Here is a 20,784-nt window from a genome sequence, read left to right on the forward strand (position 1 = left end):
CGGCCGGGCGCCCCACCGTCGACGGCGACCCTATCCGCGATGCAGCCCGGCCGGCAACGTCGCAGCTGACCAAAGAATGGGGGAGCATCGACCTTTCGAAGGATGTTCTCCCTTTTCTCCGGGTAACAAGGCTTGTGCCGGAGCTTCCTGCCGGCAACCATCCGAAAGGGACAAAGGGCCAAATCGGAGGTAATTATACCTGGTTATGTAACTGCTTTCAATCCTATTCCTTCCTTATAATAGGATTCGTTTTATTATGCTTGGCGGACAGCAGAAACAGCGAACGCCCGGCCGCTTGGCAGCGGTCCGGGCGTTCTGGGGGGAGGGAGTCTGAGAGAAAAGAGGGGGTGAGGAATCGGGAGCCGAGGAGGCCTTCCGGTTACGCCCGGCTGGCTTCCGCGCCTACAGGCCCAGTCAGGACGCTTTCCGCATCCTCGGTCGGGGTGAATTCCTTCTCCGACTTGGAGATGATGACGGTGGCGAGCGCATTGCCGATCAGGTTCGTGATGGCGCGGGCTTCGGACATGAACCGGTCGACGCCGAGCAAGAGTGCGATACCGGCGACCGGAATCATCGGGAAGGCGGCCAGTGTGGCAGCCAGCGTGATGAAGCCGGATCCGGTGACGCCGGCGGCGCCCTTGGAGGTCAGCATCAGAATGCCGATCAGCGTCAGCTCCTGCCAGATGGTGAGGTCGATGCCGTAAGCCTGTGCGATGAACATGGCGGCCATGGACAGGTAGATGGATGTGCCGTCCAGGTTGAACGAGTACCCGGTCGGGACGACGAGGCCGACAACCGGCTTGGAGCAGCCGAACTTCTCCAGCTTGCGCATCAGGCTCGGCAGCGCCGACTCCGACGATGAGGTGCCGAGGACGAGCAGAATTTCCTCACCGATGTATTTGATGAACTTGAAGATATGGATGCCGTATACCCGGGCGATTCCGCCCAGCACGACGACGATGAACAGGAACATGGTCATATAAACCGAACCCATCAGCTTGCCGAGCGAGAACAGGGAGCCGAGGCCGAACTTGCCGATCGTGTAAGCCATGGCGCCGTATGCGGCGATCGGGGACACCTTCATGACCATGTTGACGACGCCGAAAAACCCTTGGGTCAGCTTGTCGAAGAGGCTGAGAACCGGCTTCGCCTTCTCACCCATCGCCGCCATCGAGAGGCCGAACAGGACGGCGAAGAACAGAATCGGCAGCAGCTCGCCCTTCGACATGGCGGCGACGATGTTGTCCGGAATGATGCTCATGAGGAAGTTCATGAAGCCGTGGCTCGTTTCCTCCGCGGCCTTCGTATACTTGCTTACGTCGCCGCTCGCAGCGCTCATGTTGATGCCGGCGCCCGGCTTCACCAGGTTGACGACGACGACCCCGATCGCCAGGGCGAGGGTGGTGACGATTTCAAAATAGAGCAGCGCTTTGCCGCCGATCCGGCCGACCTTCTTGAGGTCGCCCATTCCGGCGATTCCGGAGACGATGGTGAAGAAGACGATGGGCGGGATGACCATCTTGACCAGCTTGATGAAGATATCGGCGAGCACTTTGAGCGAAGCGCCGAAGGCTGGGAAGAAGTAGCCGGTCAGAATCCCGAGCACAATCGCGATGACGACCTGCACGGTCAGGTTTTTGAACGAAAGTTTCATGCTGCAGCACCTCTTTATTAAGATTCGGAAAACGGGAGGCTTCTCATACGTTCGTTTCGTTGGGCCTGCACAGGACGCCCCGGACTGAAAGCGTCTTCATTTCCTTTGTGGCTTTATTGTAAAGAGGCGGACGGTCCGGAACAAGATTCCGGTCATATTGGTCTTTTTGGTTGTTAAGGTAACCCGCTTGTCTGACGGGATATACAAAAAAGCCCTTTCCGGACAAGGCCGGAAAAGGCTATCGGGCCGGGGACGAGGCCCCACGCTGCTGCTGGACGAGCGAGACGAGCTCCTCGCCGATGACCGGCTTCATCTCCTCGTACAGCGGATCCAATACGGTTCGCCATTCCGCTCGCTCCGCTTCCGTCAGCTCGTGGATTTGGAGATGGCCCTGAGCGCGGATGGCAGCCAGCGCTTCGCGGTCTTTGCTGTCCGACAAGTCGCTCATCCACCTGCCGGTTTCCTGCAGCGCCTCGGTCAACACCTGTTTCTTGGACTCCGGCAGATGCTGCCAGAAGTCCCGGTTTACGATGACCGGATAGCCGAGGTAGCTGTGATTGCTGATCGTCAAATAGGTCTCCACCTGATAGAGGCGCTTGGTCAAGATGTTGGACATCGTGTTGTCCACCCCCTGAACCTGTCCGGTCTCCAGGTTGTGGTAAATATCGTTGAACGGCAGCGAGAGGGCACGCGCGCCGAGTCTCTGGAACATGCGCTCCTGCACCCGGCTCGGCAGCGTGCGGAACGTCTGGCCCGCGAAGTCCCCGGGCCGGACGAGCGGCCCGGTCTTGCCCATCATCTGGCGGAAGCCGGACTCCCAGAAGGCGAGTCCCTTCATGTTCTTGCTCTCCAGCGTCGCGAACAGCCGGCGGCCGATCTCCCCGTCGAACGCCGCTCTCACCTCCTGGCTGTCGCGGAAAGCAAAGGGCAAGTCCAGCACAAGCCAGGCGGGCAGCAGGGCGGTCAAATTGCTTGAAGCGGGGGCGATCATCTGGACGTCGTTGCGCCGGACCGCCTCGACCTCCTCCTGGTCGTCGGTATACAGCATGCCGTTCGGATAGAGCTGGATCTCGATCTTGCCGTTCGTCTTCTCTCGCACCAGCTTCGCAAAGTGGTCGGCGGCGAGCCCCTTGGGCGTGTTTTCCGCGACGACGAAGCTGAATTTGACAATTATCTTGTCCTTCAGGCCTTCCTGGTCCTCGTCATACCCCAGCTTGCCGGCGGCGGACAGGTCCGGGCGGAAGCCGACCAGGATGGCGGCCAGCAGGCCGATGCAGAGGAAGAGGGCCATGCCCCACCCGGTTTTCATGGCGGCACCTCCAGTCGTGAATTCGGTTTCTATTTTGGCTAACGGGTCAAAATATCTTATACTTGCAGGTAGCGGGAACTGGCAGACTCCTTCGTCTGTCCTCTCTAAACTATAACGCGTGCGGGCGAGAATCGGAAGCCGGACGGACGGGAGGGAGACGAGAATGAGGCTCAGCAGTCTGCGGATGAACTGGAAAATCGCCATCTTGTCGTTCGGAATCGTGACCTTCTCTCTGCTGATCAGCGGGATCATTCTGCTTGGGAGCATGATCCGCCTGAAGGAAGAGGAGATCGGCAGGCGCGTCATGATAACCGCCCGAACCGTCGCCGAGCTGCCCGACATCCGGCAGTCTCTGGAAACCGGTGAGCGGCGGGAAGCGATCGCTCCCGTCGCGGACCGGATCCGGGTTATCAACGACATGACGTATATCGTCGTTATGGATATGGATCGGGTTCGGCTGTCCCATCCGGTGGCGGAGCGGATTGGGGACGTGTTCCGCAGCGAAGATGCCGAGGCCGCGTTTGCCGAGCACACCTTCCAGACGAAGGCTAAGGGCGAGCAGGGGACGGCGCTGCGCGGTTTCGTGCCGGTCATGAACAGCGCGCACGAGCAGGTCGGCGTCGTCATGGCCGGCCGGCTGCTGCCGACGACCGGCGAGCTCATCGCCGACAACCGGGCGCCGATCACGCTGACGCTTCTCCTGTCGCTGCTGTTCGGCGTATGGGGCTCCTGGAAGCTCGCTGGACACATCAAGAAGCAGATGTTCGACCTGGAGCCTGCCGAGATCGCCCGCGTGCTGGAGGAACGGACGGCGGCCTTCCACGCGATGCACGAAGGCGTGATCGCCATCGACATGGAAGAGCGGATCACGATTTTCAATGACAAGGCCAAGGAAGTGTTCGGCATTACGGGAGACGTCATCGGCCGCTCCATTACGGAGATTATCCCGGATAGCCGGCTGCCCGAGATTCTCCGCCTGGACCGGGCGATTTATAACCAGGAGATTATCGTCGGCAACAAGCTGATTTGGAGCAACCGCGTGCCGATGCAGGTCCAGGGACGCCGAATCGGGGCGCTCGCCATCTTTCAGGACCGGACCGAGGTGGCCAAGATGGCCGAGGAGCTGACGGGCGTCCGTGCCTTTGTCGACGCTCTGCGCGTTCAGAACCATGAGCACCGCAACAAGCTGCATACGATCGCGGGCCTGCTACAGCTCGAACAGCCCGACAAAGCGCTGGCTTACCTGTTCGACGTCACCGAGCGGCAGGAGCAGCTGACGAGGTTTTTGACCCAGCGCATCTCTGACGCCAGCGTCTCAGGCCTGCTGCTCAGCAAGGTGGGGAGGGGCAAGGAGCTGGGCATCGAGGTGAAGCTCGATCCGCTCTCCAAACTGGAAGCGTTCCCGTCGAACCTCGACCATCACGATCTGGTGCTCATTCTCGGCAACGTACTGGAGAACGCGTTCGATGCGCTGGAGCGGACGGACCGGCCGGACAAGGAGGTGTTCGTCAGCCTGGCGCAGGACGAGCAGTCGCTGTCCCTGCTTGTCGAAGACAACGGGATCGGCATGGACGACGAGACGCGGCTCCGCATGACGGAGAAGGGCTTTTCGACCAAGGCCGAGGGCAAGCGGGGATATGGCATGCATCTGGTCAGCGGAATCGTGCGCAAGGGAGGCGGCGAGCTGACGTGCGAGTCGGTGCCGGAGGAAGGGACGAGCATCTTGATTACATTCGCAAGGAATGGAGGCGTGGGGCATGACGGAGACGGCGATTCGAGTGCTGCTCGTGGAGGATGACCCGATGGTGCAGGAGGTCAACCGGCAGTTCGTGGAGCGGGTACCAGGGTTCGAGGTGGCCGGGATCGCGGCGAGCGGTACCGAAGGCCTCCGGATGATTCGGGAGCTGAGCCCCGAGCTCGTCATCCTGGACGTGTTCATGCCGTCGCTGAACGGCCTGGAGACGCTGGAGCGGCTGCGGGCCGAGCAGGTGCCGGTCGACGTTATCGCCATAACCGCGGCGAAGGACGCGGCGACGATCCAGGCGATGCTCCGCGGAGGCGTCGCGGATTATATCATCAAGCCGTTCAAGTTCGAGCGCGTCAAGCAGGCGCTCGAGCACTATAGGGAGCGGCGCCGGCGCATGCTGGCCGGCGAGGAAGTGACGCAGGAAGGGCTCGACCGGCTGCTGCAGGGCCGGGAAGCGGGAATAACGGCCGGTGACGAGCCCTCCGCGGCGTCTAGGAGCGTTCCCGCAGCGGAGCTCCCCGAGCCGGCGGAGCTGCCTAAGGGCTTGAACGCCATCACGCTCCGGCAGATCGTCGCCATCCTGAGGCGCAGCAACACGGCGCTATCCGCCGAGGAGGTGGCGGACGGCGTCGGGCTCGCGCGCGTGACGGCGCGCCGCTATCTGGATTATCTCGAGAAGAACGGCAGGGTGAAGATCGACATCCGCTACGGAGGGGTCGGTCGACCGGTCAATCGGTATGCCTACATCGAGTTTCCTCCAGGTCATTCATCCATTTGACCAAAATTGGACCAAAAATCAAATTGACCAAAACGAACAATATGAGTAGAATCTATACATTAACCTGCTTGGCAAGCTACCCTTACTTTACATTCTTGGATCTTACGAAATGAGGTGCTCCGTAACATGGCTCAAAAATCCCCAGCAGGCGCTACCACACTGGTGCTGCGTCTCGAAATCGATAAAGAACAGACGTCGTTCGGACAGATCGCTACGGCGATCGGCGACCGCGGCGGCGACATTGTCGCTGTCGACGTCACGCGGGCCGGCAAGCAGACGACCACGCGCGACATCACGGTCAACATGAGCGATTCTTCCAAGTCGGACGAGCTGGTCGCATCGCTTGGCGAGCTGCCCGGCGTGCGCGTCATCAACGTCTCGGACCAGACGTTCCTCGTCCACCTGGGCGGTAAAATCGAAATGACGGCCAAGACGCCGATCAAGACACGCGACGACCTGTCCAAGGTGTACACGCCCGGCGTCGCCCGCATTTGCATGGCCATCCACGACAAGCCGAGCCGCGCGCATACGCTGACGATCAAGCGGAACACTGTCGCCGTCGTTTCGGACGGCACCGCCGTTCTCGGACTTGGCAATATCGGCCCGCTCGGCGCGATGCCCGTTATGGAAGGCAAGGCGATGCTGTTCAAGCAGTTCGCCGGCGTCGACGCGTTCCCGATCTGCCTGGATACCCAGGATACCGAAGAAATTATCAGGACCGTCAAGGCGATTGCGCCTGCGTTCGGAGGCATCAACCTTGAGGACATCTCCTCGCCGCGCTGCTTCGAGATCGAGCGCCGTCTGTCCGAGGAGCTGGACATTCCGGTCTTCCACGACGACCAGCACGGCACGGCCGTCGTCCTGCTGGCCGGCATTCTTAACGCGGTCAAGCTGGTTGGCAAGAAGCTCGAGGATTGCAAGATCGTGCTGACCGGCATCGGAGCCGCCGGCATTGCCTGCACCAAGATGCTGCTTGCCGCCGGAGCGACCAACATCGTGGGCGTAGACCGTGAGGGCGCACTCGTCGCCGGCCGCGAGTATGCGCATGATGCGTGGAATTGGTACGCAGCGAATACGAACCCGAACCGCGAGGAAGGGATGCTGTCGGACGTCATCGAAGGCGCCGACATCTTCATCGGCGTATCGGCTCCCGGCATCCTCAAGGTAGAGGACGTGAAGAAAATGGCCAAGGACTCCATCGTGTTCGCGATGGCCAACCCGACGCCGGAAATTACGCCGGAAGAAGCCGAAGGCTATGTCCGCGTCATGGCGACAGGCCGTTCGGATTATCCGAACCAGATCAACAACGTGCTTTGCTTCCCGGGGCTGTTCCGGGGCCTGCTCGACTGCCGCGCTTCCGGAATCAACGAAGAGATGAAGCTGGCCGCTGCCCGCGCTATCGCTTCGGTCGTGAGCGAGGATGAGCTCAACGAGATGTACATTATCCCCAGCGTGTTCAACACGGTGGTTGCCGAGAAAGTGCGCGACGCGGTCATCGACGCCGCCTACGCTACCGGTCTTGCCCGCCGCCGCGATTTCCGCGACAAGCCGCAGTCCTAATACGAACCAGCACGAATGCCAAAACGGCTCTTTCCCTTCAGGGAAGGAGCCGTTTTTTTTGGTTGCTTGAGATCCGTACGATGGCAAGCTTAGCGCGTGACGGGCGCGAGACCATACCAGTACAGCTCGACAATTGCCTTGGCCGCCTCGGCCGGAGACGGGAACCTTGCAAGCAGCCGGTCGCGGCTGCTCATCATCATGATCGCCTCGAACCCGTAGGCGAGCAGCATCGGGTCGGCCTCGCGAATGTCGCCGCTTGCCATCGCCTGCCGGAACCGCTCCGCCATCTCCTCATGAATCAGGCGCTCCGCTTCACGAATGCTGCAGACTTGTTCCTCGGACAGGGAGGGGCCTGCTTCCTTCATCAGACCTTCGAATTCGAGATGGGCCTGGCGCATATGGCCTTCCGCCACCTGCTCGAGCCGGGTGCGCAGCGGGAGCGGCTGCTCCATCAGGCTCGCGGTCAGACGGCGGATGTTGCCCATCATGCGGACGATCGCTTCGGAGAATAGCGCCGCCTTGTTTGGAAAGTAATAGTAAATGGACGCCTTGGTTATGCCGCACGTCTGCGCGATCTGCTCCAGCGAGACGGCCTCGAAACCCATTTCCATGAAGGCGCGGGAGGCCGTTTGGAGGATCGTTTCCTTTAACTTCGGATCCGCTTCGCCCCGCTTGGGACGGCCGGGGCTTCGTTTGTTCGGTGCTGCCATCGGTCCTGCTCCTTTGCTGCATTCTTGGTTTCTTAATCTTGTACAACCTTTGTACAGGAATTTTCAAGAAGGTTTGTATAAACATCTTGTAAAATTAACTGCACGGTAGATATAATAAACTTATTCTTCATGTTACCGCATTTTCAATCCAAGCACCAACCATTGGAGGAACCCTTATGAACAAGTCATTTGCCGAACGTTTTGGCGGCTGGGTAGCCGGTCCCCGCACCCGTTGGGTGACACTCGTCGTCTGGATTGTGCTGGCGGCGCTGCTCAGCCTCGTCTTCCCTTCCATCAGCGGAGAGGAGGACAACGGCGCGCCCAATCTGTCGGACGATCGCCCGTCCGTGAAGGCGGAGCGCCTCGCTAACGAACAGTTCCCGAACGAAACCGGCATTCCCGCGCTGATCGTCTGGAACCGGTCGGGCGGGCTCTCCGACGCCGACCTGCAACAGCTCCAGAAGCTGACGGAGAAGCTGACCGCCGAGCCGCTGCCCGAGCAATCCTTCGTCCCTCCGTATCACAAGATGCCGCTTCCGGCGCTGAAGGGGCAGCTGTCCGAGGACCGCACCACGCTTGTGCTGCCCATCTTCTTTGCCAAAGGCACCGATGCCGAGCATCTCAAGGAAAGCGTGACGAAGCTGGCGGAGGAGGCCAAGGCCGTCGCCGGCGCCGATCCGTTCCAGGCGGCCAGCCAGTCGGCTGAGCTCAATGCGCGTGTTACCGGGCCGGTCGGCATCTCGATTGACGCGACGGCGCTATTCAGCAGCGCGGACTTCACGCTGCTGATCGCAACCGTGCTGCTCGTGCTGATTCTGCTGCTGCTCATCTACCGGTCTCCGATTCTGGCCCTCATCCCGATCATCGCGGTCGGCTTCGCCTATCTCGTCGTGTCGCCGATTCTCGGCTTCATGGCGCACCAGGGCTGGATCACGGCGGACGGCCAGTCGATCTCGATCATGACCGTACTGCTGTTCGGCGCAGGCACGGACTACTGCCTGTTCCTGATCGCCCGCTTCCGCCAGCTGCTCGCGGTTGAGCGCGACAAGCGTCAAGCTCTGTTCGCGGCGATCAAGGATGCCTCCGGCGCCGTCGCGATGAGCGGCTTCACCGTCGTCCTGTCGCTTCTCGCGCTGCTGGCCGCCAGATACGGCCAATTCGTGCGCTTCGCGGTGCCGTTCAGCCTGTCCATTCTCGTCATGTTTGTCGCGAGCCTGACGCTTGTGCCGGCACTGCTCGCGATTATCGGGCGCGCGTCGTTCTTTCCGTTCATCCCGCGCACCCCGGAGATGGAGCGGGAAAGGGCGCAGCGCAAGGGCAAGCCGCTGCCGCAGCCCAAGAAGGGCGGACGGTTCAGCAAAGGCATCGGCCATCTCGTGGTCCAGCGTCCCTGGCTGATCGCGCTGCTCAGCGTCGTCCTGCTAGGGGGACTCGCGGCCGTTTCGCCGCAAATCAAGTATACATCGGACATTTTGTCCTCGTTCCCGGGGGATATGCCTTCCCGGGAAGGGTTCGCGACGATTGCGGACACCTTTTCGCCGGGCGAGCTCGCTCCGGCCAAAATCATGATCGAGACGGAGAACCGTACCGTTCCGCTCGGCGACACGCTTAAGAGCCTGTCCTATCTGGCCCACGTCGGCGAGCCGGTCAAAGGGCAGACGAACGGCGCCATCGTTGCGTATGACGTGCAATTCGCGATGAATCCATACTCCAACGAAGCGATGGACCGGATTCCCGAGCTGCAAGCCGCTGCCGAGGAAGCGCTGGCCAAGGCAGGCGTCCAGAACCCGGCGGACAAGGTTCACATCAGCGGGCAGACCGCGACGCAGTATGACGCCAAGCAGGTGACGACCCGGGATACTCGGATCATCATTCCGCTCGTCATAGCGTTGATCGCGATTCTGCTGCTCGTCTATCTGCGCTCGATCGTTGCCACAGCCTACCTGATCGGTACCGTGATCCTGTCGTACTTCTCGGCGCTCGGTCTCGGGTGGCTCATTCTGCATTACGGACTCGGCACGGAGGCCATTCAGGACGTCATTCCGCTGTACGCTTTTGTATTCCTCGTCGCGCTGGGCGAGGACTACAACATCTTCATGGTGTCGAGCATCTGGCAAAAGAGCCGCACGATGCCGCTCAAGCAGGCGATCCAAGAGGGCGTCAGCCAGACGAGCGCCGTCATCACCTCGGCCGGTCTGATCCTTGCGGGAACGTTCGCGGTTCTCGCGTCCCTGCCGATCCAGGTTTTGCTCCAGTTCGGCATCATCACGGCGCTCGGCGTGCTGCTCGACACGTTCCTCGTCCGCCCGTTCCTCGTGCCCGCGATCACCGTGCTGCTCGGCCGTCTTGCGTTCTGGCCGGGCAGACGGAGCGGATTGCCGGAGGAGACGACGGCCGGCCAGCGCTCGGTCTAGTCCCGCGTTTCGTCAAGCTGGCAGCAAGGCCCCCTGCATGCTTCCTACTGCGGGAATGTGTTATGCTGAATAGGCAGGTCCCGGCTTCGGACGGAAGCGGGGCTATACCAACGAGAAGGATCTGATTCCATGACCATTCCTTATATCGCCACCAAGGAGATCGAGCTGACCTATGCCGATACCGACAAGATGGGCGTCATCTATCACGGCAGCTATATCCGATGGTTGGAGCTCGGCCGGACGCGCCTGATAGAGGACGTAGGGTTCGATTACCTCGAGATGGAGCGGGCAGGGTATTTTGCTCCGGTCTATAATCTCGACATTACGTATAAAAAGTCCATACGCCTCGGCGACCGTGCAGCGGTCCGCACTTGGGTGGAGGACAATTCCGGTATTCGCACCACCTACGGCTTTCAAATCGTGAACGGGCAGGACGAGGTTTGCGCCGAGGGAACGACGACGCATATCGTCGTCAAGCAGGCGGACGGTGATTTTCGCCCGGTCTCGTTCAAGAAGGCGTTCCCCGACTGGTTCGCCAAATACGAGGCAATCAAGCGGAAGGTGGATTAGGGGAAGGGAGATCGCGGAGGGAAAGAAAACGAAAAATAGGAATCAAACGGAGGAGAGGGGGACTTGCTGAAGCCCCCCTCTCCTGTTTGATGATCTTAGGGGTGCGGTGGCTCATGGAATGTTAAGGTACGGGAGCTGTAACTTTTTGGGAGAAAGCGCGTCTAAAGGGTGATGCACATCCATGAAAGCCGAGCATAACGGGCCGCGGCAGGAGGAGGACCAAATGAACAAGAAAATGCGGCGGAAGAGGAGTGGACTGCTGGCGGGAGCGCTGCTGCTAGCCATGCTCGCGCCGGGAACCGCATCGGCTCAGAGCCAGGAGGTGACGGTCCGGCTGCCTTCTTTTGCCGTTACAGTCGACGGGCAGCCGATCGACAGCACGCAGCTGAAATACCCGGTGCTTGTTTATCGGGATATCACCTACTTTCCGATGACCTGGAACGTCGGGCAAGGGATGGGACTGCGGACGCAATGGGACGCGGAGACGGGGCTCGCGGTCGATGCGCTGGCCGAGGAGAAAACGGAGCTTGCGATGGAGCAGGGCGGAGGCTTCCAGACTGGCAAGAGCTATCGGGCGAATGTGGCGGCGTTTCCCGTCCGTGTCAACGCCGAGACGATCGACAACGGTTCGGAGCCGTATCCGCTTCTCGAGTTCCAAGGGATCACATACTTCCCGATGACGTGGCGGTTTACGAACGACAGCTTCCGTTGGGAGACGAGCTGGAGCAGCGAGACCGGATTTGCGATCCGCACGGCCCAGCACCCGTTTTTTGATACGGTCGTTTACGACGATGAAGCATATCTCTACACGCCGGAGCTGAACGGCCGCGGGATGTACCGGCTGCCGAAGTCGCTTGCGGGACTGCCCGCTTATCTTCAGGAGAACGAAGCCGACGCGATCTGGAAGGCGCGCGAGCAGCGCAGCGAGCAGACGAATCCCGACCGGGGGCAGGAGCTGGAGCGCAAGGACGACAAGCTGCTGTTCCGGGGGACCGAGCTATTATCCCTGGAGCCATACTTCGAAAAAAACCGCGCCTATGCCCTCCGGAATCCGGAGCAGCCGGTGGAGGAGAAGGGTGTTTTCTACCGAAGCAGCTACGTGCCGGTTGACGACAAGACGTCGGTGCTCGCCGTTACGGTGTATTACCTGACGTTCATTCCGGGGCCTTATACGCCGCATGAGACACAGCTGTTCGTGATCCGCGACGGGAAGGCGGAGAAGCTTGAGGGCTTTGACCAGGACCTCGCGGGGTATGCGCGGGGTGAGGGGGGCGTCTGGCTGTGGAGCTACGCTCCCAAGGAGATGCGCGCGAGCAACGCCGACCAGCGGGGCCGGGTGCTTTGGCTGGCCGATGACGGCAGCAGCACGCTCATCGGAGGGGACCGGCCGGAGCAGCAAGTGGAGATGCTGGCTCCGCTCGGCCGGGAAGCGGTCGCTCGTCTGTATGTGCTCATGGACAGGGAGACGGCGAAGGAAGGGTTCTTCCGCGTAGGAGCGGATGGCAGCCTACACAAGATCGCGGATCTGCCCGCAGACGGGGAACTGCGCTACTGGATGCCTTCGGCGTATGCGGACGGCCGCAGTGTCTACGCAATCGGCGTGAACGGCGTCACCGAAGTGATGAGCGGCAACTCTGCCGCTTGGTGGGATTATGAGCTGTACCGGGCAAAAGCCGGAAGCAAGTAGAGGGTAAGTATGCGAGGCGCCGGATCCCGGCAGGGAGCGGCGAATCAAATGAGCGGGTGCGGGAGCATTCCGCTCATTTGCTCTATTTGGATAAAGGGAATCTGGCATGTCGCCGGTCACAGCCGTCATCATTAATACGCCAATAGGGTCCAGTTGAAAAAGAGGCTTAACAGCCTAGCCGACAGACAGTGGATTTAACGGGGCGCAGGCACGAGCAGGGTCCGGTTACTAGGATGGAGAAAAAGGGAGGGAAGCCGCAATGGAAGTCCAGCACACGATCGAACGGGCGGTGAACACGCTTCGACAGGTTCGGGGCGTGGAGGCGGTCGTTCTGGGAGGCTCGAGGGCGAGGGGCACGCATGGCGTCCACTCCGATGTCGATATCGGCATCTATTATGACCCGCACATTGGGCTGGATCTGCAAGCACTGCGGGAAGCGTCCGCCTGCCTGGACGACGCCCGCCGCGCCGACGCCGTGACCGAGCCCGGCGAATGGGGGCCTTGGATCAACGGAGGCGGCTGGCTGACCGTAGACGGCCGGCCGATGGATTGGCTTTACCGGGATTTGAACAAGGTAGCGGAGGTACTCGAACAATGTCTGGCGGGGATCGTAACGATGGATTACCAGCCGGGCCATCCGCACGGCTTCGTGAATGCCGTCTACATGGCGGAGATTGCCCTTTGCCAGATGCTGTGGGAGCGGGAGGGCAGGGTGGAGGCGCTGAAGCAAAAGACGGCGCCCTATCCACCGCAGCTGCGGAAGGCGCTTGTGGACAAGTTTGGCTGGGAAGCCTCTTTTGCCTGGGAGGCAGGCAAGAAAGGCGCGGCCAAAGGGGACCTCGCGTATGTCGCGGGCTGCTGGTTCCGCTCGGTCTCCTGCATGAACCAGGTGCTGTTTGCCCTGAACGGCTGCTACTGGATGAACGAGAAAGGAGCGCTTGCTCTTGCCGATTCTTTCCCGATCGCGCCCACTCAGTACAGGGAACGGATCGAGGGACCGCTGTCTCTGCTCGGCACCGGCCCGAGCGGTCTGAGCCGCTTCCTGTCGCTATGGGAGGAGCTCTTGCGAGAAACGGACGGGCTGGCCGCCCGTGCCGAGTAGACGGGCATTAGGCACGGATCAGTGTGTTCGCTGTGAGGGATCGTTCCCTACCTGTCCCTGCCCGTCCGTTGCTATCGCTAATGGTTTCTCAGCATATGGAGCTGGGAAGTCAACTCTCTTTCCAGCACGAGGGAACGGGAATCGCATCCGGAAGTCGGTTCCTCCAGCTTCCGCAATTCGATCTCTGGCTGTCCGCATTCGCCGGGCAGGGGGAGCCGGCTCGCCCACGCCGCGGCCTCTTCGTCCGTCTCTGCCTCGAACAGAATGTATTCCGATAAGAACGCCTGATCCAACGCGAAGGGACCAATCTCTCTCTCGGGGGACCCGCCCTGATCGTGGTACACGAGCCGCAGCCCGTTGCTGCTAGGCTGCAGCTTTTCTGCGGCGAGCAGCACGCCGGCTTCCTCCATCGCCGACAGGTAGGCTTCCCTGGCAAGGTGGAAGTCCGGACCGTACGGAACGCGTGCCTCCGATCCGGCTGTTGCCCGGACGAGTAGAATATAACGCATGCTACTTTCCTCCTTTCCTTCTAGTAGGATGACGAAGGAAGCTTCGATCTCCCGCTCTAATCAAGGTTGAAGCTTGGCTGCACATTCTGCTGCCCGCTCTCGAAGCAGCTGCTGCTCGCGGGCATTGCGGGTCATCGACGCTGCGCGTTCGAACTCCTCGCGGGCTTCCGCGAAGCGTTCCAGCTTCAGCAGCAAATCCCCACGGACGCTCGGCAGCAGATGGTAGCCCTTCAGGGCAGCGGTGGCACGGAGCTCGTCGACAAGCTGCAGCCCGTACGCCGGGCCGAACGCCATGGCGATCGCAACCGCCCGATTCAGTTCGACGATGGGGGACGGCGCCGTTCGGGACAGCGCTTCATAGAGGGCCGCTATGCGGATCCAATTCGTCTCCGCTGCCGTCGGCGCTTCCGCGTGGCAGGCGGCGATGGCCGCCTGAAGTCCATAAGGACCCAGCGGCACGCCCAGCTTCCGGCAGCGCTCGAGCGCTGCGAGACCGCGGCGGATGAGCAGCCAGTCCCACTTCGCCCGGTTCTGGTCCAGGAGCAGCACCGGTTCCCCCGACGCGCCGGACCGCGCCCGCAAGCGCGAGGCTTGAATTTCCATCAGTGCGACCAGTCCGTGCACCTCCGGCTCCTGAGGGACAAGCTCGGCGAGGATGCGTCCCAGCCGAAGTGCTTCCTGGCAGAGCAGGGGCCGCACCCAGTGCTCCCCGGCGGTTGCCGAATACCCTTCGTTGAACAGGAGATAGACGACCTCAAGCACGCCGGACAAGCGGCCTGCAAGCTCGGTTCCCGTAGGGGCTTCAAACGCCGCTCTATGGGTATGCAGCGTTTTCTTGGCACGCACAATCCGCTGGGCAATCGTCGGCTCTGCCGTCACAAAGGATCGGGCGATCTCTTCGGTCGTCAGCCCGCACAGCAGACGAAGGGTTAATGCAACGCGGGCGTCTCGGGATAAGGCCGGATGACAGGTCATGAAGATCAGACGGAGAAGATCGTCGCCGATCTCCCCGTCCAACGACCAGTGATCTATCGTGTCCTCTGTGTACAGCGGCGTTTCTCGAGAGGCCTCGGCGTATTTCTCGTCCCGGCGTTTGTTCCGCCGCAGCAGATCGATCGCGCGCCGCTTCGCCGCCGTCATCAGCCATGCGCCCGGATTATCCGGGATTCCGCTCTCCGGCCAGCGTTCCAGAGCGAGAACAAGTGCGTCCTGGGCCAGATCCTCCGCTAGTCCCACATCTCTCACCATACGCGTCAATCGGGCAATCAGCTTGGGCGACTCCATCTTCCATATCGCGTCGATCGTTCGGTGGACGGCCGGCAAGCTCATGCTTGCTTCAGCTCCTGCACCTGCTTGCGGAGAGAGGCTTCTCTAGAGAGTGTCTCCGGATCGCGCATCAGGTCCTCCGGCTCGAACACTTGACGGATCTCAATCTCGCCCTGGCCGCCACCGTGGGGATCCGGCATCCGCAGCGCCCACTCGAGCGCTTCCTCCTTCGAGCTCACTTCAATAAGCGTATAGCCGGCGATGATCTCCTTGGCTTCCGTGAACGGACCGTCGAGGACGTTCGGTTTGCCTCCGGGCTCCGGATACGAGATTCGAATGCCGCTTGCGCTGGGCCGCAGGCCGTCGGCTCCGAGCAGCACGCCGGCTCTCATCAATTCCTCGTTATACTTTTGCATAGCGTCCACGAGCTCCTGGCTCGGCATAACGCCTGCCTCCGAATCTGTTGTTGCTTTGATGATCAGCATGAATCGCATAGGTTGGTTCCTCCTTTGATTGGATCGTTCTGGTTTGTTTTTTTTGCAAATATTCAATAAACAAGGTGCTTACAAGTTTCGGATTATGCTCGAATAGTCGCGGCTCAGTCTGCCGGCTAGCAGGGATACCCAGCCGAAGGCGATGAGTCCGGCGATCCCCATCAGCACGCCCACCCAGGTGCCCATTCCCATTCCGGCTAGAATGAGGACCATGGCTGCCAGTCCCGAGCCTATGCAGTATCGGCTCCAGCCCCGTTCACCTTGGGCAGCGAACCGCCGGGCCAGCACGAGGCTGGCTGCGACCAGGCTGAAGAACGCCAGGCAAAAGGCTGCCATATGGATGGCGGCATGGCCGCTCATCGAAGCCGGCGGTCCGTCAGGCGCGCCGGGAGGAAAGCTCAGTCCCGGGTCAGGTCGAAAGAGACCCGCGAGGAGCATACCCAATCCGAAGAGGCCGATGAGCCAGGGCCCCCATGCGCCGCCCTTCCCGCCTCGGAGGACGGTGCGGAAGCCGATGGCGGCCAGGATGGCGAGCAATCCGGTCACGATGAAATTCAGGCTCTGAATCCATCCCCAATCGCCGAGTGTCAGCGTACTGATGGCATGGCGGCGAATATCGAAGCCCTCACGCGTAAATTGGGCCAGCGAGATCCCATAGAACAGCGGTGCGACCGCGACGCCGCCGGCCAGCAGCTTTCTTCCCCATACATTCCGTGTTTGACTCTGGAATTCCTTCATGCCTATCATCCTTTCTTCTTGTAAGAGGATCTTTCTCTACGCTGTGTCGTTTAAGCGTAAGAGGACGTTTCAGGGGGCTAATTAGCGGTCCGCAAAAAAGGCAGACAGTTCCGGGGCGATCCGCCCGGCATCCAATTTCTTGGTATGACCGAGCCCCTTCTTGCTGAGCAGCCGCGCGTTCGGAAGGACATTCTTCACAGCCAGCGCCGCATGCCGCAGAGAAGCCGGACTCTCAAGACCTTCGAGAACCAGCGCAGGGATCGAGACGCCGCGCCAGGGCTCGGGATCCAGCGGTTTGCCGGATGCGTAACCTTCGAGCAAAGCCGCGTCGTAAGGGAGCGTGTGAGCCAAGGCCTTGAGCTTCTTCCATGTGCCGGGCATGAGGCGCATCATAGCCGGGACGAAAGTCGGCGCTCCCATCCCTTTCGTCATGAAGTACCGAATTGCTTCTTCCCGCCGATCCGAGATAACCAGCTCCTGAACGTGCCGGACGAAATCGGCCGGTGGCTTGGGGTCCTTCGCCTCGACCACGAAAGGAGGCTCGTGCAACGCAAGCTTCTTGATCGACGCCCCTTGGGCCGCTGCCTTCAGCGCAAGCACCGCACCGGAAGACAAGCCGTATACGTAGGCGGAGCCGCCCGCTGCGCCGATCATGGCCTCCAGATCTTCGATCTCCCGCTCGACGGCATAGGACGGGGCGTCTCCGCTGTCTCCGCGTCCCCTGCGGTCGTAATGGTAGACCGTGAACCGCTCGGCTAACCGCTCGGCCAGCTTGACCTGTCCGGGAAACTGGCGGTAACTGAATGCACCGGTTACCAGAATGAGCGCCGGCCCGCTTCCTCTCTTTTCATACGCAATGGTGGTTCCATCTTTGGAAATGACTGTTTTCATAAGTGTATCTCCTTTGCTTTTTGTGCTCTTTACATGGACGACGAATGGAGAAAAGGGAAATCGACAGGCAGCCGAAAAAAATAAAAAGTTTTTTCGTGAACAGCCATCGAGCTTTCCGAATAGCCCTCCTGAGGGTGCCTCTCATGGAAAACAAGTCGCGGGGGTGGGTGATTATGGTAAATTGGGATTTGGTGAAACCAACAAGGGAAGGGGAGAGGAGTCTCATGTTTTTTCTGCAAATGTCCGGGTACCCGGGCTCGGGCAAATCTACGCTGTCCCGCATCCTGGCCGAGCGCACCGGAGCGATTGTCCTGGATCACGATATCGTCAAGACGGCTCTCTTGGAAGCGAGCGAGGAGCTGCTCGATCCGAAGGAGACGGGGAACATCTCGTATCATATCGACTGGGCGCTTGCGGATTTTTTGCTGTCGCAGGGACGGAGCGTCATTCTGGACAGCCCCTGTATGTATGAGGTGATGCTGGCGAAGGGAGGAGCGCTTGCAGAGAAGCACGGGGCCGCATACAAGTATATCGAATGCTTCCTTGGCGATGTCGAGGAGCTGGACCGGCGCCTGACGGCGCGCCCCCGGCTGCGCAGCCAGGTGGCCGGCGTTCCGGCGAAGATGAAAGAAGGCTTCGTCCTCACCCAGGAGACGAGCAAGAGCAAACGGCCGTCGGACGTGCCCTATCTGATCGTGGATACGGGCCAGCCGCTCGACCGCTACATAACGGAAGCGTTGGCTTTTTTGGCGGAGGAGAAGGACGGCTCGGACTATTCAAATCAATTAAGCTAGTTAGGACAAAATGAGCAGATTGGGTGACTTCTTATAACGTTAGGAGAAATGTTCCTTACATCTAGACAATAGATGCTTCTTCGCATTCTTGTCCCTCTTCAGCTGCTATAACGATTCTCTCCCTTGTTCTTCCAGAATGATCCCGCCTATAGTAAAGAGAAAAAAAGGGGCCCAACCGTACGGGCGGCGTCCCTTTTAAAAGAGGGGGAAAGCATGTCCTATGAAAGTGTTCATCAATGACCACGACTATCTATCCCAGTGGAAAGATATACTCGCCAGTCGTGCGGAAGAGGCCGTTCAGGCCTTGTCGGAGATTGACGGAGTGGAGGGTCTTATCCTGGGGGGAAGCATCGGCAGAGGAGAGACTTGGCCGCTCTCGGATGTCGATCTCATTCCCATCCTGTCAACGCCGGAGGCGAATGCCTGCATCGGTCCGATCCGAAGCCGGCTGGCTGAGCAATGGGAGCGGGAAGGATGGAGCACGACGCTGGATGCCGGCACCCTGTACGTGACGAGACAGGAGGTGGAACAGGCGCTGAGCGGGCCGGCGGTAGAGGCATTGGCGGAGACGCGCCTTTATCACATCCTGGACAAAGGGGTTGGCGGGCAAGCGCCTTACGATCCATACGGGGACGCGGAACGAGTGCTCGGCTGGATCCGTTCGGTCCGTTTCCTGCCTGAGGTCGTGACGTATCGGGTGAACCAGCAGCGCGACCGGATCGCCGTGTTGTTTGCCCAGCTCGATCACGAGCTGGCGGCAGAGAAGCTGGGCGAGGCGAACCGGACGCTGTACACGCTTCCGGAAGTTATCCGGACGTTCTGCATGGAGGGGTGGGGACTGCGGGACGTATCCTGGACCCGGCTCGGCACGCGGTTCGAGAGGGCTGCGGCGGAAAAGGGATTAGCGAAGCTGGCCGACGACCTGAACGAGATCGCAAACTTGAGTGATGCAAGGGTCCGCGAACGGATGGAGGCCGCGCCCGGGCAGATCCGGCAGCGCCATGCGAGGTCTTATGCGTCCCGTCTGCTCATCGGGGAACCGGTGACGCAGGTGCAGGATGCAAGAGACGTCCTACGCGTGTTTGCGAAGTACGAGTACCGGAAGCTGGACGGACCGCCGTATCCCGAGTGGCTGGGAGCGGAGACCGAGGCGTCCCGGCTTCGTTCCGGGGCGGATCTGCTCCGCTCCGCTTGCCGGGAGCTTCTGTCGCTCTCGGTATGATGCCCCTCCCGCTGCAAACGACCCTTCGGTCAATAGAAGGACAGATCGGTTCCGTACGGCACAAGAGACAGCCGTCCGGCTACGGCTTGAGAAGCCCGATTGTCCCAAGACGTGCTGTACAGGGCGAGCCTGCCCTGGCCTTGGATCTCCTTCGCCCAGGCGGCTGCGGCTATGCCCGCATACCCTCGACCCCGATAGCCTTCCGCAGTCTCGACCCCTGCCTCTGCCGCTTCCCGGGTCTGTCGGGCGCTGAAGCAGACAGACACGGCCCGGTCCCCGTCCAGCACCATCCAGCAGGGCTCCCTGTTCCCCCAATCCGCCCATAGCGAAGGGAAGAACGGCAGCAGGCAGCGGCTTGTCTCTGCCGTCACCCGCTTGGGCAGCCCGGTGATGCCGGGCTGGCCGGCGCATACGGGCAGCTCCGCAAACCGGTAAGCGGGGCCCATCCATAAGCTCTGGACCTGCTGACGCTCGTTCAGCAGGTTCACAATGGCGGCAATCGTCCGGCTGGCCGGTTCGCTATTTTCGACCTGTCCGGCGATCGAGCGGACCAGGTCCTCTGGCAGATCGTCGTGGAACCGCAGCACGCTGCCGCATGTGGTAAATCCCCAAAACACTTGGGGGGCGGAGCCTCCATCGCTCTCATTAAGACCGGTCAGCCGCAAGGCTTCGTTATGCCTGAAAAGCACCTCGGTCTGGAGTCGCATCGTCTCCATCTCGTTAAGCAAGCGATCCCCTTCTTTCTGCTGCTAGTTCTCTTCATTCCAGCACATTAGACGGGTAGAAGCACGGGAAAGATCGGTTGGAATGAAAAATGGCACCAGCCTCCGTATGCTTTCGCGTGCGAAGCTCGGCATCACTTGTCAGTGGGCAACTCCTGACGTGTGAGGCTGTGCTGCGACGGTCAAGGGTTGAATCCTCTTCCTGCTTCTCCCATAATAAGGGGATATGAATCCAGGAGGGGAAGGAATGTCGTTTCATTTTGGTTCGTTTGTCTTCGAGCTCCTGTTCTTGGCGCTCGTTGTGGCCGTTGTGGTTACTCTGGTGAAGGTCAACGGCTACGTAAAGCGGAGAAAGCAGGCGGACAAAGAAATGCAAGAGAAGCTAGACGAGCTTCTGCGGCTGGCGAAAGACAGAAGATCCTTGTAACGAAGCGGCCGGCTGGCGGTCTATGGCTTCCGTACTCGTGGGACGAATGGCCATTTTGGTACGAGTCTTCGCGCTAGTTGGATCAGCAAGTAGTAGGGCCATCCTTTGCGGGATGGCCCTATTTTTGAGTATTTTGTGTTAACGATCGGGAACCGCGAGCGAAAGGATAAGTCTTGTCTGATGCTTCAGC

General features: G+C 60.5%; 19 protein-coding genes. 10 read left to right on the forward strand and 9 right to left on the reverse strand.

Features of this window, described 5'->3' with window-relative positions:
* Positions 1-379: 379 nt before the first annotated feature.
* A complete protein-coding gene (locus tag KJS47_RS12470; RefSeq protein WP_213525371.1) occupies positions 380-1,654 on the reverse strand; it encodes a dicarboxylate/amino acid:cation symporter in 1,275 nt (424 codons plus the stop codon).
* Between the two features lie 238 nt (positions 1,655-1,892).
* On the reverse strand, positions 1,893-2,963 hold the full coding sequence (locus KJS47_RS12475; protein ID WP_213525372.1) for a DctP family TRAP transporter solute-binding subunit: 1,071 nt from the start codon (positions 2,961-2,963) through the stop codon (positions 1,893-1,895).
* A gap of 163 nt (positions 2,964-3,126) precedes the next feature.
* Between KJS47_RS12475 and KJS47_RS12480 the strand changes: the two genes are divergently transcribed.
* The 3 genes from KJS47_RS12480 (at position 3,127) to KJS47_RS12490 (ending at position 7,048) form a co-directional block, all read left to right on the forward strand.
* Complete coding sequence (locus KJS47_RS12480; RefSeq protein WP_213525373.1) at positions 3,127-4,761, forward strand: ATP-binding protein; 1,635 nt, start codon at positions 3,127-3,129, stop codon at positions 4,759-4,761.
* Complete coding sequence (locus tag KJS47_RS12485; protein WP_213525374.1) at positions 4,721-5,488, forward strand: response regulator; 768 nt, start codon at positions 4,721-4,723, stop codon at positions 5,486-5,488. Before KJS47_RS12480 ends, KJS47_RS12485 begins: the two co-directional genes overlap by 41 nt.
* A 126-nt stretch (positions 5,489-5,614) precedes the next feature.
* Positions 5,615-7,048 (forward strand): NAD-dependent malic enzyme, encoded by a 1,434-nt coding sequence (locus KJS47_RS12490; RefSeq protein WP_213525375.1) that lies wholly within the window; start codon positions 5,615-5,617, stop codon positions 7,046-7,048.
* A gap of 89 nt (positions 7,049-7,137) precedes the next feature.
* Here KJS47_RS12490 and KJS47_RS12495 read toward each other — a convergent pair whose 3' ends face one another.
* Positions 7,138-7,758 carry a TetR/AcrR family transcriptional regulator gene (locus KJS47_RS12495; protein ID WP_213525376.1) on the reverse strand — a complete coding sequence of 207 codons (621 nt, stop codon included), beginning with the start codon at positions 7,756-7,758 and terminating at the stop codon, positions 7,138-7,140.
* Positions 7,759-7,934: 176 nt separating this feature from the next.
* On the opposite strand from KJS47_RS12495, the gene KJS47_RS12500 reads away from it, so the two are divergent.
* The 4 genes from KJS47_RS12500 (at position 7,935) to KJS47_RS12515 (ending at position 13,531) form a co-directional block, all read left to right on the forward strand.
* Positions 7,935-10,172, forward strand: a complete 2,238-nt coding sequence (locus KJS47_RS12500) for an MMPL family transporter (protein ID WP_213525377.1) — start codon at positions 7,935-7,937, stop codon at positions 10,170-10,172.
* A gap of 129 nt (positions 10,173-10,301) precedes the next feature.
* A complete protein-coding gene (locus tag KJS47_RS12505; RefSeq protein ID WP_213525378.1) occupies positions 10,302-10,742 on the forward strand; it encodes an acyl-CoA thioesterase in 441 nt (146 codons plus the stop codon).
* Between the two features lie 223 nt (positions 10,743-10,965).
* The gene (locus KJS47_RS12510) at positions 10,966-12,429 is read left to right on the forward strand and encodes a hypothetical protein (RefSeq protein ID WP_213525379.1); all 1,464 of its coding nucleotides are present in this window, start codon (positions 10,966-10,968) and stop codon (positions 12,427-12,429) included.
* Positions 12,430-12,688: 259 nt separating this feature from the next.
* Positions 12,689-13,531, forward strand: a complete 843-nt coding sequence (locus tag KJS47_RS12515) for a nucleotidyltransferase domain-containing protein (protein ID WP_213525380.1) — start codon at positions 12,689-12,691, stop codon at positions 13,529-13,531.
* A gap of 77 nt (positions 13,532-13,608) precedes the next feature.
* Here the strand turns inward: KJS47_RS12515 and KJS47_RS12520 are convergent, their stop codons facing one another.
* The 5 genes from KJS47_RS12520 to KJS47_RS12540 all read right to left on the reverse strand — a co-directional run bounded on the left by KJS47_RS12520 (position 13,609) and on the right by KJS47_RS12540 (position 17,429).
* Positions 13,609-14,040: a YciI family protein gene (locus tag KJS47_RS12520; protein ID WP_213525381.1), complete on the reverse strand. Its 432-nt coding sequence runs from the start codon at positions 14,038-14,040 to the stop codon at positions 13,609-13,611.
* 60 nt (positions 14,041-14,100) lie between these two features.
* Complete coding sequence (locus KJS47_RS12525) at positions 14,101-15,369, reverse strand: RNA polymerase sigma factor (RefSeq protein WP_213525382.1); 1,269 nt, start codon at positions 15,367-15,369, stop codon at positions 14,101-14,103.
* Positions 15,366-15,800, reverse strand: coding sequence for a YciI family protein (locus KJS47_RS12530; RefSeq protein WP_213525383.1), 435 nt, complete (start codon positions 15,798-15,800; stop codon positions 15,366-15,368). Before KJS47_RS12530 ends, KJS47_RS12525 begins: the two co-directional genes overlap by 4 nt.
* Positions 15,801-15,869: 69 nt before the next feature.
* Positions 15,870-16,538 (reverse strand): DUF998 domain-containing protein, encoded by a 669-nt coding sequence (locus KJS47_RS12535; RefSeq protein WP_213525384.1) that lies wholly within the window; start codon positions 16,536-16,538, stop codon positions 15,870-15,872.
* An 81-nt stretch (positions 16,539-16,619) separates the two neighbouring features.
* Complete coding sequence (locus tag KJS47_RS12540; protein WP_213525385.1) at positions 16,620-17,429, reverse strand: alpha/beta fold hydrolase; 810 nt, start codon at positions 17,427-17,429, stop codon at positions 16,620-16,622.
* A gap of 224 nt (positions 17,430-17,653) precedes the next feature.
* Here KJS47_RS12540 and KJS47_RS12545 point away from each other — a divergent pair, with 224 nt between their 5' ends.
* Positions 17,654-18,223: a P-loop nucleotide/nucleoside kinase family protein gene (locus KJS47_RS12545; protein ID WP_213525386.1), complete on the forward strand. Its 570-nt coding sequence runs from the start codon at positions 17,654-17,656 to the stop codon at positions 18,221-18,223.
* Between the two features lie 220 nt (positions 18,224-18,443).
* Entirely contained in the window at positions 18,444-19,445 is a 1,002-nt protein-coding gene (locus KJS47_RS12550; RefSeq protein WP_213525387.1) for a nucleotidyltransferase domain-containing protein, read from the forward strand.
* 29 nt (positions 19,446-19,474) lie between these two features.
* On the opposite strand, the gene KJS47_RS12555 is transcribed toward KJS47_RS12550, so the two are convergent.
* Complete coding sequence (locus tag KJS47_RS12555) at positions 19,475-20,173, reverse strand: GNAT family N-acetyltransferase (protein ID WP_213525388.1); 699 nt, start codon at positions 20,171-20,173, stop codon at positions 19,475-19,477.
* A gap of 241 nt (positions 20,174-20,414) precedes the next feature.
* On the opposite strand from KJS47_RS12555, the gene KJS47_RS12560 reads away from it, so the two are divergent.
* Positions 20,415-20,594, forward strand: coding sequence for a hypothetical protein (locus KJS47_RS12560; RefSeq protein ID WP_213525389.1), 180 nt, complete (start codon positions 20,415-20,417; stop codon positions 20,592-20,594).
* Positions 20,595-20,784 lie beyond the last annotated feature (190 nt).

The organism is Paenibacillus sp. J31TS4 (assembly GCF_018403265.1).
Lineage (GTDB): Bacteria > Bacillota > Bacilli > Paenibacillales > NBRC-103111 > J31TS4.